Source organism: Pseudomonas haemolytica (genome assembly GCF_009659625.1).
GTDB classification, from domain to species: domain Bacteria; phylum Pseudomonadota; class Gammaproteobacteria; order Pseudomonadales; family Pseudomonadaceae; genus Aquipseudomonas; species Aquipseudomonas haemolytica.
On sequence record NZ_VOIW01000006.1, the window covers coordinates 34,610 to 47,969 of the forward strand.

A 13,360-nucleotide genomic window follows, 5' to 3' on the forward strand; every position below is an offset into this window, starting at 1 on the left:
TTCGGCGTTGCTATTCAGCGCCCTCCGCCCAGATCCACAAAGGTTCCGGTTGCGTACGATGCTTTGTCCGACAGCAACCAGATAATCGCCTCTGCCACCTCATCCGGGCGTCCGCCACGGGCCATGGGGATGCCGGACTCCAGCTTGCTGACCCGGTCAGGGTCACCGCTCAGGGCGTGGAAATCAGTAAAGATATAGCCGGGGCGTACCGCGTTGACACGAATGCCTTCACCCGCGACCTCTTTCGACAGGCCGATAGTGAAGGTATCCAGCGCACCCTTCGAGGCGGCATAGTCGACATACTCACCCGGCGATCCCAGGCGCGCCGCCACCGATGACACGTTGACGATACTGCCACCCTGCCCGCCATGCCGGGGCGACATGCGCAGCACCGCATGCTTGGCGCACAGGATCGGGCCCAGCACATTGGTCTTCAGGATTTTCAGGATACGGAACTCGGACATCTCGTCGACCCGCGACTTATGCCCAACGGTGCCAGCGTTATTGACCAGCGCCGTGACACGGCCCAGTTCGGCATCCACGCGATTGAACAAGGCGATCACTTCATCTTCGCTGCTCACATCGGCGCGGACGGCAATGGCCTGGGCGCCCAAGCCGCGCACTTGTTCAAGCACGCCATGGGCGGCGTGTTCGTCGGACTGGTAGTTAATGCAGATGCGATAACCCTCGCGAGCGGCCAGCAATGCCGTCTCGGCGCCAATCCCACGGCTGCCTCCGGTGATGACGACGACTTTGTCCATGGCTGCGGTCTCCTGATTCAACCTGATGTTTAGGGTTGGATCCAAGAATACCTTCAATGGGAAGGTTTTACACCGACCCAGGTCAGCCGCGCTGGCAGTTGGCCTGCGCGAGCGTATAAATCTCTGTCGAGGAGACCGGAGCCGGGTGGGAAACCGGCCGTGCCCCGCCCGCCACCAACACCTCCCCTGTAGGCAGGCACGACGCACTATGCCCGAAACGCCCATACGGCATTTGCGCAGTCAGTGCCCACTGACCGGACAGAGGATCATACAACTCCGCGGTCCGGGCGTTTCCAGGGTTGGACATAGCACTGTCACCGACCACCAGCACCTGGCCTGTCGCCAACCGTGTCGCGCTGTGGCCCTTACGGGGAACGCACATTTCAGACAGCTCCCAGCTGTCTGACGTCGGATCATAAATGCAGGCGCGACTTTGCGCCGGACCGAAAGGCTCGCTCGCACCACCGGCCACCAACACCCGACCATCGAGCAGCAAGGTAGCGGTATGCTGCATCAGTGACCTGGGCATTGGCCGAACTGCAGCCCACTGCCCGGTCGCAGCGTCATAAATGAAGGCATTGGCCAACGCCGCGTTTTGCCTGCCGGAGAAGCCGCCGACCACCAAAACGTTCGTGTCCGGCAATAGCGTGGCCGTGTGGTTCATGGCGTCAACGGGAAGCCAGCCCTGACGGTGCCAGAGGTCGCCAATCGGGTCATATAGCTCAACGCTGTCCTGTACCTGCCCACCTGCAGGCCCCAGGTTATTTCCGCCGACGACTAACACCCTTCCTGATTCAAGTAAGGTTGTGGTGTGGCTGAAACGGGGCGTATGCAACGGGGCCGCCGCTCTCCAGCAATCCGCTACAACGTCATACAACTGAGTATCTCTGAGCGCGTTGACGGCATCATTGCCGCCAGCAACCAAGACCACACCGGACGGCAGAAGCACCGCACCACACGTATTGCGAGCCACCGGCATCAGGGCTCGCGCAGACCACTCTCCCGACAGTGGATTGTAGAGTTCAATACCACTGGCCCCCGCAATCACTAAAACACCCAGCTCTGTAGTCACCGCACAATGAAAGTATCGAGACTCAAGCATTGACCCAGTGTCTTTAAACTCACCAGCAAGATTCGCGTTCATCACTTAGGCGCTCGCGCTGTTAGCGTAGAGGCCTAATCTAGGCCCCGGAACACACGGTGGCTACTGTCGGAGTTAACAGGTACTGGCAAGACAGATGGCGCGCAGAACACCGCTCAATCCGTCGCCTTTCGAATATCGGCGATGAATTGATCAGCAGGAAGTGGGTGGCCGAGCAGGTAACCCTGAAGGGAGTCGCACCCCAGGCGGGTGAGGAAATTCTGCTGCGCATCGGTTTCCACACCTTCGGCCACAATCCGCAAACCCAAGGCCTGACCGAGGGCCACAATGGCTGAAACGATGGCGGCGTCGTCGCTGTCGTGCTCCAGATCGCGGACAAAACCGCGGTCGATCTTCAGCTCGTTGGCCGGCAGGCGCTTGAGGTACATCAGGCTGGAGTAGCCGGTGCCAAAGTCATCGATGGACAGGTCCACGCCCATGTCCGAGAGCTGCTGCAATACCGTCATGCTTGCGTCGGCATCGCTCATGGCGGTGGTTTCGGTGATTTCCAGGGTCAGGCTGTTGGCCGGTAATTGGTGACGCTCCAAGGCGGCCGCTACGCTGTTGACCAACCCTGCATGGCAAAACTGCAACGCCGACAGGTTTACGGCAATGCGCCAGTTTTCATAGCCCTGGGCGTACCACAGGCTCATCTGGCGGCAGGCTTCATTGAGTACCCATTCGCCGATGGGAATGATCAGCCCGGTTTTCTCCGCCAGTGCAATAAACGTGGCCGGCAGCAGCAAGCCCTGCTGCGGATGCTCCCAGCGCAGCAACGCCTCGGCGCCCACCGCAATACCGCTGACGGCATCGAACTTGGGTTGGTAATACAAGCGAAACTGCCCGTACTCAAGGGCATTGCGCAGGTCCTGCAACAGCTGCAATTGTTTGCGTGCGTTGGTGTTCATCGACACATCGAAGAAACCGTAGCCGTTCTTGCCCATGCCTTTGGCGTGGTACATCGCCGCGTCGGCGTTCATCAACAGGTCCTGGGGGGTGCTGCCATTGCCCGGGAACATGGCGATACCAATGCTGGCGGAGATTTTCAGCTCATGCTCAGCCACCTGGAAGGTGCGGTTGATCAGGCCGACCTGACGCTCGGCCAAGCCCATGGCATCGTCCGGCTGAGTCAGTTGCACCAGCAACACAAACTCGTCGCCGCCGATACGGGCCAGGGTGTCCTGGCTGCGCAAGTCTTCGCGCAGACGCAGACCGACCTCGCGCAGCAACTGGTCGCCCATGTGATGACCAAAGGCATCGTTGACCGGTTTGAAGCCATCCAGGTCGATAAACATCAGGGCAAAGCATCCGCCCCGCTCGTTCACCGCCTGGATGGCTTGCTGAATGCGATCAGCCAGCAACGTGCGGTTGGGCAGGCCGGTGAGCATGTCATGCAGGGCCAGGTGGGTCAGCTCCTGGTTGGCCAGGGTCAAGGAATCAGCAAGCACAGCGGTGCGCGCGTCCAGGCGAGCGTCGAGCAAGGAGGTCAACAGTGCGATGACCAGTACCGCCATCGAGGTCACCAAAACCAGATTATCCAGGCCCTTGCCGCTCAGGCCTGTCAGTGCAGCACCGCAAAAGCTGTCATCGGCAAAGCGCGCCGCGGCCATCCCGGTGTAGTGCATGCCGACGATGGCCACGCCCATCACCACTGCCGCCCCGCCCCGCGCCAGACGCACGTAAGGCGTGTTGCGGCGCAGGTTGAAGGCGATCCACAGCGCCGCGCCGCAAGCCACTACCGCAATCAATAACGAGGCGCCGAACAAGGCAGGGTCGTAGTCGATGCCCGGGGTCATGCGCATGGCGGCCATGCCGGTGTAATGCATGCTGGCGATGCCCGCGCCCATCACCAGCGCACCGAATGCCAGTTGCCAGGCCGGCAGGCGTGGCTGACTGACCAGCCATAAGGCGAAGCCACTGGATAACACCGCGATCAACAGCGACAGCGCAGTGATGCCCAGGTCAAACCCAAGTGCGAACGGCAGGCGCAGGGCCAACATGCCGATAAAGTGCATGGACCAGACGCCTACGCCCATCGCCAATGCGCCGCCGCTGATCCATAGATAAACCGCACGCCCCTTGGCCGTAGCAATGCGCCCGGCCAAGTCCAACGCGGTGTAGGACGCGAGGATGGCGACGCACAGGGAAATCACGACAAGGGAGGTGGAATAGCTACCGATCAGCATGGGACTTCTCGCAGGCTACAAGGCGTAAAAGCCCGTGCCGGGGTGGCAAAGCGGGCGATTGTAGCGAGAAAAAATCTGGGGCAGTTGATTAATTATCAGAAGGCCATTAGTGATTTTTTGGCGTCAATCGGATGGCCTCATGAGGCTTTTCTGGCCCCCGAGGAGATCCAAATGTGGGAGGCCGGGTCACTCCTTCTCAGCCAGAGAAGTCTGACCATCCCAGCCTCCCCCCAATGCCGCAATCAACTGCACACTCGCCACCAACCGCGACTGCAACAAGGTCAACACCGTGCGTTCGTTACTCAAGGCCGTTGCCTGCACAGTGACCACGTCCAGGTAGGCAATCAACCCCGCCTTGTACTGGTTCTCGGTCAGGCGCAACGACTCCCGCGCTGACTCCAGTGCTTCATTGCTCACCACCGCTTCGTCCGCCAGAACCTTGAGCTGGACCATGTAGTTTTCCACTTCGCGGAACCCATCCAGCACCGTCTGGCGGTACTTGGCCACGGTCTCGTCATAGCTGGCCACGGTGCGATCAACTTCCGCCGAGCGCTGGCCGCCATCAAACAGGGTCATTGCCAGTTTCGGCCCAACCGACCAAAAGCGGTTAGGCAGGCTGATCCAATCCTCATAGGTGCTACTGGAATAGCCGCCCTGCATGCTCAGGCTGAGGTCCGGGTAGTAGGCCGCCTTGGCGACGCCGATATTGGCGTTGGCGGCGATCACCGAACGTTCGGCCGAAGCGATATCGGGGCGACGCTCGAGCAATTGCGAGGGCAGGCTCACCGGAATCTGCGGCAGCGCCGGGATCTCTTTGCTCACGGCCAGATTGAAGTTGGCCGGGGCTTCACCGATCAATACCGCGATGGCGTTTTCCAGCTGGGCACGCTGCCAGATCAGATCGATCAGGCTGGCCTGGGTGGTCTTGAGCTGGGTTTGCGCCTGAGCGATGGCGTCCTTGCCGGCCACACCGGCGCGGTATTGGTTTTCGGTCATTTTCAACGAGCGCTGGTAGGTGTCCAGCGTGGCCTGCAACAGGCGCGTCTGCTCGTCCATGACGCGCAGTTGCAGGTAGCTTTGCACCAGCTCCGACTGCTGGCTCAGGCGCATCGCGGCCAGGTCGGCCGAACTGGCTTCGGCACTGGCTTCGTTCGCCTCCAGGCCACGGCGTAACTTGCCCCAGATATCGGCTTCCCAGCTCACACCCAACTGCGCATTGAGGGTGTCGCGAATACCGCTGCTGGAGCTGCTGAGGCTGGCACTGCTGCTGCCGGTGCCCTGGCTGGCACGGGTTTTGCCGACGCTCAGGTCGACGCTGGGGTAAAACGCCCCGCGTGAACTACGCATCAGGGCCTGGGCCTGGCGAAAACGCGCTTCGGCCTGGGCGACGGTCTGGTTGGACGTGTTGAGGCGCACCACCAGGTCATTCAATTGGCGGTCGCCATACAGCTCCCACCAGGCGCCACGGGCCAAAGAGTCACTGGGATTGGCCTGACGCCAGCCCTGGGCTTCCTTGAACTGCACCGGCTCGATGACCTCCGGGCGCTGGTAGTCAGGACCGATGGCGCAGGCGCTGAGCAGCATGGCCAGGCCCACTGTAGGAGCGAGCTTGCTCGCCAAGGCCGTCAACGATAACGCGTTCCTTCTGGATGAACGCGGCGTATGGGCGTTGTTCGCGAGCAAGCTCGCTCCTACAGGGGTCGCAGGGACGTTAGTTGCATCGGTCATAGCGCAGTGTCCAGGGCAGCATCGGTACGCACGCCGCGCCAGGCATTGAAGCGATGGCGTGCGCGGTCGAGATAAAGGTAAACCACCGGGGTGGTGTAAAGGGTCAGGACCTGGCTGAAAATCAGGCCGCCGATGATGGTCAGGCCCAGGGGATGACGCATTTCCGCGCCATCGCCAGTGCCGAGCAGCAAGGGCAAGGCGCCGAGGATCGCGGCCAGGGTGGTCATCAAAATCGGCCGCAGACGCAACAGGCAGGCACTGCGGATCGATTCCAGAGGCCCCATGCCATCGTTACGCTCCAGCTGCAAGGCCAGGTCGATCATCAGGATCGCGTTCTTCTTCACCACCCCGATCAGCAGGAACAGGCCCAGCAGAGAGATCAGGCTGAACTCGCCCCCCGTCAGGTAGATCGCAAGCATGGCGCCAACCCCGGCCGAGGGCAGCGTGGAAAGGATCGTCAGCGGATGGATATAGCTTTCATACAAGATGCCAAGCACCAGGTACACCGCGACCAATGCGCCAAGGATCATGAACGGCTGGCCCTTCTGCGTGGCCGCAAAGGCATCGGCGGTGCCGGCCATCTTGGCGATCACATCTTCGGGCAAGCCCACCTTGGCGATCGCTCGCTCGATGGCTGCGGTGCCCTGCTCCACCGTGACGCCAGGTGCCATGTCGAAGGCGATGTCTTCTGAGGCGAACTGGCCTTCATGGCTGACGCGGTCGTCTGCCAGGCTGTTTTCATAATGGGCAATGGTCGACAACGGCACCCGCGCGCCATCGGCGGTGATCACCTGCATCTGGTTGAGGGTGATCGGGTCCTGGGCATATTTGGGGTTGACCTCCATCACCACCTGGTACTGATTGAGGCTGTCGTAAATGGTGGAAATCTGCCGCTGGCTGTAGGCGTTGTTGAGCACCGAAGTGACCATGTCCATATCGATACCCAGGCGCTTGGCCTGATCACGGTCGACGATCAGCGTGACCTGGGCTGCACCGCGGCCTTCGCGGGCGTCGATGGCGGTCAGTTCCGGCAACTCACGCAAGGCCGCGACGACTTTCGGGTACCACAGGCGCAACGCGGCCAAATCACCGCTTTGCAGGATGTAGGAGTACTGCGCGCTGGTTGCGTCGCGGCTGCCACCAAACTGCAGGTCCTGGTCGGCCATCAGAAACAGCCGACCGCCCGGTACCAGCGGCACGTCCTTGCGCAGCCGTTCGATCACCGCCTGGGCAGAGATCTTGCGTTCGCTGATCGGCTTGAGGCGCACCAGCATCACCGCGTTGTTAGTGCCTTGGTTGCCGCCGATAAAGCCGGCCACACTGAGCACCGCCGGGTCCTTGAGCACCGCCTGGCGGAAGATTTCCATCTTCGGCTGCATCACGCTGAACGACAGGCCATCGTCGCCGCGGACAAAACCGATCAACTGGCCGGTGTCCTGCTGCGGCATGAAGGTTTTTGGCACCACCACGTACAACGCCACGTTCAAGCCGATGGTCAGCAACAGGCTGAGCAGGGTCAGGCGCCGATGGCGCAACACCCAGTCCAGGCTGGTGGCGTAGCCGGCGACCATACGGTCGTTGATCTTCTGGCTCCAGCGTTGCAACCCGGTCTGCCTGTTTTTGTCATGGGGCTTGAGCCAGCGGGCGCAGAGCATCGGCGTCAGGGTCAGCGAGACGATCAGCGAGACGATGATCGCCGCTGACAAGGTGATGGAAAACTCGCGGAACAGGTTGGTGACAATCCCGCCCATAAACAGGATGGACAGGAACACCGCAACCAGCGACACGTTCATCGACAGCAAGGTGAAGCCGACTTCCTGGGCGCCCAGGTACGCAGCCTTCATCGGCGGCACGCCGTCGTCGATGTGCCGGGAAATGTTCTCCAGCACCACGATGGCATCGTCCACCACCAGCCCGGTGGCCAGGATCAGCGCCATCAGCGAAAAGTTGTTCAGCGAAAAACCGTACAGGTACATCACCGCAAAGGTGCCCACCAGCGACACCGGCACCGCCAGGGTCGGGATCAGCGAAGCGCGGAAGTTGCCCAGGAACAGGTACACCACCAGGATTACCAGGCCCACGGCAATCAGCAAGGTCATTTCCGCTTCATGCAGGGTCGCGGTGATCACCGGTGAACGGTCCATCGCCAGGCTGAGCTTGACGCTGGACGGCAGCACCGCCTGCAACGCCGGCAACTGGGCCTTGATCTGCCTGACCGTCTCGATGATGTTGGCGCCGGACTGGCGGTTGATCACCAGCAACACCGCCGATTCATTGTTGAAGAAACCGCTGTTGTAGCGGTCTTCCACGCCATCCGTGATCTTCGCCACATCCCCCAGGCGCAGGGCCGCGCCGTCCTGGTAGCGGATCAACAGCGGCTCATAGTCCTTGGCTTTTTCCAGTTGGTCGTTGGCCTGGATCTGCCAGTTGCGCTCGCCGTCTTCCAGCGAACCCTTGGGCCGACGCTGGTTGGCATTGGCGATAGTGTTGCGCACATCGTCCAGGGCTACGCCGTACTGGTCGAGGGCCTTGGGCTCCAGCTCGATGCGCACCGCCGGCAAGGAGCTGCCGCCGATCTGCACTTCGCCCACACCCGGCACCTGGGACAGGCTCTGGGACAGGATGGTCGAGGCCAGGTCGTACAGCTGGCCTTTCTGCAGCACGTCGGAGGTCAGCGCCAGCACCATGATCGGTGCCTGGGACGGGTTGATCTTCTTGTAGGTGGGCATGCTGCGCATGCCGCTGGGCAGCAGGTTGCGCGAAGCATTGATGGCTGCCTGCACTTCCCGCGCCGCGCCGTTGATATCGCGGTCGGAATCAAACGCGAGGATCACTCGCGTGGAGCCCTGGCTCGACGAACTGCTCATGGTGGTGATGCCGGCAATCGCGCCGAACGAGCGCTCCAGCGGCGTGGCGACGGTAGACGCCATCACCTCGGGGCTGGCGCCGGGCAAGCTGGCCGACACGACGATCACCGGAAAGTCGATCTGCGGCAGCGGTGACACCGGCAACAGGTTGAAGCTGACGCCACCGAGCAACATGATCGCCAGGCTCAGCAGCATGGTGGCTACCGGCCGGCGAATGAAAGGTCCGGACAGGTTCATGGCTCAACCGGCTCCAGGCGTTGCGGCTCTTTGCGCCAGCGACGGCCAAGACGGTCGAAATACAGGTAGATCACCGGCGTGGTGAACAGCGTCAACACCTGGCTCACCAGCAAACCGCCCACCATCACCAAACCCAGCGGCTGGCGCAGCTCCGCACCGGAACCGGTGGCGAGCATCAGCGGTACCGCACCGAACAACGCGGCCAGGGTGGTCATCAGGATCGGTCGGAAGCGCAACAGCGCCGCCTGGTAGATCGCCGTCTGCGGGTCCAGGCCCTGGTTGCGCTCAGCGTCGAGGGCGAAGTCGATCATCATGATCGCGTTCTTTTTCACGATACCGATCAGCAGGATGATGCCGATGATCGCGATCATGCCCAGGTCATTGCCGCTGAGCAGCAACGCGAGCAAGGCCCCCACCGCCGCCGACGGCAAGGTCGAGAGGATGGTGATCGGGTGGATATAGCTCTCGTAGAGCACGCCGAGCACGATGTACATGGTGACCACCGCCGCCAGGACCAGCAGCAAGGTGCTCGACAGCGAAGCTTCGAACGCCTGGGCCGCACCCTGGAACTGGGTTTGCACGCCCACCGGCATGCCGATGTCCTTCTGGGTCTGGTTGATCAGCTCCACGCCTTTGCCCAGGGCAACGCCGGGGGCCAGGTTGAACGACATCATCACCGCCGGGAACTGGCCGATATGGGCAATCGCCAATTGCGCCTGGCGCTGCTCCACATGCGCCAGACTCGACAGCCGTACCTGGCCGCCGTCGGTGGTCTTCACATGGATCTGGTTGAGGGCGGCCGGGCCGAGGGTTTCGCCGGACTGGGCCTGCAACACCACGCGATATTGGCTGGCCTGGGTGTAGATGGTGGAAATCTGCCGCTGGCCGAAAGCGTCATACAGCGCGTCGGTGATGGTCGAGACACTCACGCCCAGGCGCGAGGCCGCGTCGCGGTCGATTACCAGGTACACCTGCAGGCCCTTGTCCTGCAGGTCGCTGGCGACGTCGGTGAGTTCCGGCAATTGGCTGAGGGCGTGCACCAGCTTGCCGCTCCACAGCGCCAGTAATTCGGCGTCCGGGGACGACATGCTGAACTGGTACTGGGTACGGCTGACACGGTCTTCGATGGTGAGGTCCTGCACCGGCTGCATGAACAGGCGGATGCCCACCAGCGTGTCGATTTGCGGCTGCAACCGGGTGATCACCTGGGCTGCACTCAAGTCGCGCTGGCCGTGGGGCTTGAGGTTGATCAGCAAGCGGCCGCTGTTGAGCGTGGCGTTATCGCCATCCACGCCAATATAGGACGACAGGCTTTGCACCGCTGGATCAGCCAGGATGATCTTCGCCAGCTCTTGCTGGCGCTGGCTCATGGCCGCAAAGGAAATCGACTGCGGCGCCTCGGAAATCCCCTGGATCACCCCAGTGTCCTGCACCGGGAAAAAGCCCTTGGGCACCACCAGGTACAACACCACCGTGAGGCCCAGGGTGGCGATGGCCACCAGCAGGGTCAGCGGCTGGTGCTTGAGCACCCACTGCAACTTGCGCCCGTAGGCTTCGATCAGCCAATCGATCCAGGCACCGCTGGCCTTGTAGAAACGCCCCTGTTCTTCCTCCTTGGGTTCACGCTTGAGCAGGCGCGCGCACATCATCGGCGTCAGGGTCAGGGACACCACCAGGGAAATCAGGATCGCCACCGCCAGGGTAATGGCAAACTCGCGGAACAGCCGCCCGACCACATCGGCCATGAACAGCAGCGGGATCAACACCGCGATCAGCGACAGGGTCAGGGACACCAGGGTAAAGCCAATCTGCTTGGCGCCCTTGAGCGCCGCCGCCATCGGCGTCTCGCCCTCTTCGATATAGCGGGAGATGTTCTCCAGCATGACAATGGCGTCATCCACCACGAACCCGGTGGCGATGGTCAGGGCCATCAGCGTCAGGTTATTGATGGAGAACCCCGCCAGGTACATCACGCCAAAGGTGCCCACCAGGGACAGCGGCACGGCGATGGACGGAATGATCGTGGCGCTGACCCGGCGCAGGAACAGGAACGTCACCATCACCACCAGGGCAATAGCGATCAGCAGTTCGTGCTGCACGTCCTTCACCGAGGCGCGGATGGTCTGGGTGCGGTCGGTGAGCACGGTAACGTCGAGGCCGGCCGGCAGGTTGTCGGTGATACTCGGCAGCAGCGCCTTGATGCGGTCAACCACCTCGATCACGTTGGCGCCCGGCTGGCGCTGGATATTGAGCAGCACGGCCTGGTTTTCATTGGCCCAGGCGGCGAGGCGTTCGTTTTCGGCGCCGTCGACGATCTGCGCCACATCCTTGAGGCGCAGCGGTGCGCCATTGTTGTAGGCGAGGATCAGTTCGGCATATTGCTCGGGCGAGACCAACTGGTCGTTGGCATCGAGCATCGACACGCGGGTGGGGCCGTCGAAGTTGCCCTTGGGCTGGTTGACGTTGGAGGCGGCGATCAGGGTGCGCACGTCCGACAGGTTCAAGCCATTGGCCGCCAGGGCCTCGGGGTTGACCTTGATGCGCACGGCCTGGCGCTGGCCACCGGCGATGCTGACCATGCCGACGCCGCTGATCTGCGCGATTTTCTGCGCCATGCGCGTATCGACCAGGTCATTGAGCTTGGGCAACAGCATGGTCTTGGAGGTAATCGCCAGGGTCAGCACCGGGGTATCCGCCGGGTTGACCTTGTTGTACACCGGCGGCGCCGGCAAATCCTTGGGCAACAGGTTGGTGGCGGCGTTGATCGCGGCCTGCACCTGTTGTTCGGCGACATCCATATTGATGTCGAGGTTGAAACGCAGGGTCAGCACCGACGCGCCGCCAGAACTGGTGGACGCCATCTGGGTCAGCCCGGGCATCTGCCCGAACTGGCGCTCAAGGGGTGCGGTGACCGCGCTGGTCATCACATCGGGGCTGGCGCCGGGGTACAGGGTCATCACCCGGATGGTCGGGTAGTCTACCTGGGGCAAGGCCGACACCGGTAACAAGCGATACGAGATGATCCCGGCCAGGACAATGGCCAGCATGCTCAGCGTGGTGGCGACCGGGCGAAGGATAAACAGGCGCGACAGGTTCATGAACCGACCTTTTGCGCCTTGCCGGCGTCAGCGCCGGTCTCCCCTTTTGCCGCAGGCTTGCCTTGCAGGTGTTCGGTTGGCGTGGTCGGCACTTCGCTGCTGGCGTTGACCACTTCGATTTCGCTGCCGTCCTTGAGGCGGTCAGTGCCTTCCAGCACCACACGGTCGCCTGCGACCAGGCCCTCCTTGATCACGGTGTTGTCGCCATCGGTGTCACCGACCACCAAAGGCTGGACCTTGACCTTGTTGTCACCCTCGAGCTTGTAGACAAAGGTGCCGTTATTGCCGAACTGGATCGCTGCGGACGGTGCCAGCACCACGTTATGCAGCGTGTCGGCGAGCAAGTGCACATTGACGAACTGGTTGGGGAACAGCGCCTGGTCCTTGTTATCGAAGCGCGCCTTGAATTTCAGGGTGCCGGTAGTGACGTCGATCTGGTTGTCCAGGCTTTGCAGCACGCCGACTGCCTGCTTTTTCGTGTCGCCACGGTCCCAGGCTTCCACCGGCAGCTTGTTGCCGGCGTGGTAACGGGCCAACACGGTTTCCAGGGTGTTTTCCGGCAGGGTGAAGGCCACGCTGATCGGCTGGGTCTGGGTGATCACCGCCAGGGCAGTAGTGTCGTTGGCGGCGACCAGGTTGCCGACGTCAAGCTGGCGCAAGCCGACGCGGCCGCTGATCGGTGCGCGGATCTTGGTGAATTCGAGGTTGAGTTTGGCGTCGTCCACTGCGCCCTGGTTGGTCTTGACCGTGCCCTGATACTGCAAGACCAGCGCTTCGGCGGTGTCCAGGGTTTGTTTGGCGATACTGTCCTGGGCGTACAGACCGCGATAACGCTCGACGTCGACCTGGGCGTTTTTCAGTTGGGCCTGGTTCTGTAGCAACGTGCCCTGGGCCTGGAGCAAGGCGTTCTGGTAGCTGCGCGGGTCGATTTCCGCCAGCAGGTCGCCGGCCTTGACCATCTGCCCCTCTTCGAAGGCGATCTTCATCAGCTCACCGCCCACCCGGCTGCGCACATTGATGGTATTGAGCGCAGTGACCGTGCCCAGGGCCTTGTAGTACACCGGGAACTCACCCAGCACCGCTGGCGCCACACGCACCGGTACCGGGCCGGTGGAACCGCCGAAGCCCGGGCGCGCCATGCCGGTTTTACCGGTGTGCCCGGCCGGGGCATCTTTATGGGCCGCGCCGCTGGGCCAGAATTTCCAGCACAGGCCGGCGATAACCAGCAGCACAAGCAGGCCAAACAGCCAGCGGCGAGAGTTGCGGGGGGAGGATTGCATGGAGTGATCAACCATTGGGCGCGAGAGCTTCTTCTTTGGGAGGCTGAAAGATAAGCACTGGG

7 protein-coding genes are annotated in these 13,360 nt (G+C 62.1%); all 7 read right to left on the reverse strand.

Features of this window, described 5'->3' with window-relative positions:
- Positions 1-14: 14 nt before the first annotated feature.
- Positions 15-761 (reverse strand): SDR family oxidoreductase, encoded by a 747-nt coding sequence (locus tag FRT59_RS19510; protein WP_034119410.1) that lies wholly within the window; start codon positions 759-761, stop codon positions 15-17.
- An 82-nt stretch (positions 762-843) separates the two neighbouring features.
- The gene (locus tag FRT59_RS19515) at positions 844-1,905 is read right to left on the reverse strand and encodes a Kelch repeat-containing protein (RefSeq protein WP_153872093.1); all 1,062 of its coding nucleotides are present in this window, start codon (positions 1,903-1,905) and stop codon (positions 844-846) included.
- 113 nt (positions 1,906-2,018) lie between these two features.
- Positions 2,019-4,088, reverse strand: coding sequence for a putative bifunctional diguanylate cyclase/phosphodiesterase (locus FRT59_RS19520; RefSeq protein WP_153872094.1), 2,070 nt, complete (start codon positions 4,086-4,088; stop codon positions 2,019-2,021).
- A gap of 186 nt (positions 4,089-4,274) precedes the next feature.
- Positions 4,275-5,816 (reverse strand): efflux transporter outer membrane subunit, encoded by a 1,542-nt coding sequence (locus tag FRT59_RS19525; protein ID WP_153872095.1) that lies wholly within the window; start codon positions 5,814-5,816, stop codon positions 4,275-4,277.
- Positions 5,813-8,920, reverse strand: a complete 3,108-nt coding sequence (locus FRT59_RS19530; RefSeq protein WP_034119408.1) for an efflux RND transporter permease subunit — start codon at positions 8,918-8,920, stop codon at positions 5,813-5,815. Before FRT59_RS19530 ends, FRT59_RS19525 begins: the two co-directional genes overlap by 4 nt.
- Positions 8,917-12,018, reverse strand: coding sequence for an MdtB/MuxB family multidrug efflux RND transporter permease subunit (locus FRT59_RS19535; RefSeq protein WP_153872096.1), 3,102 nt, complete (start codon positions 12,016-12,018; stop codon positions 8,917-8,919). The genes FRT59_RS19530 and FRT59_RS19535 overlap by 4 nt, the downstream gene beginning before the upstream one ends.
- Positions 12,015-13,313: an MdtA/MuxA family multidrug efflux RND transporter periplasmic adaptor subunit gene (locus FRT59_RS19540; protein ID WP_153872097.1), complete on the reverse strand. Its 1,299-nt coding sequence runs from the start codon at positions 13,311-13,313 to the stop codon at positions 12,015-12,017. Before FRT59_RS19540 ends, FRT59_RS19535 begins: the two co-directional genes overlap by 4 nt.
- Between the last annotated feature and the right edge of the window lie 47 nt (positions 13,314-13,360).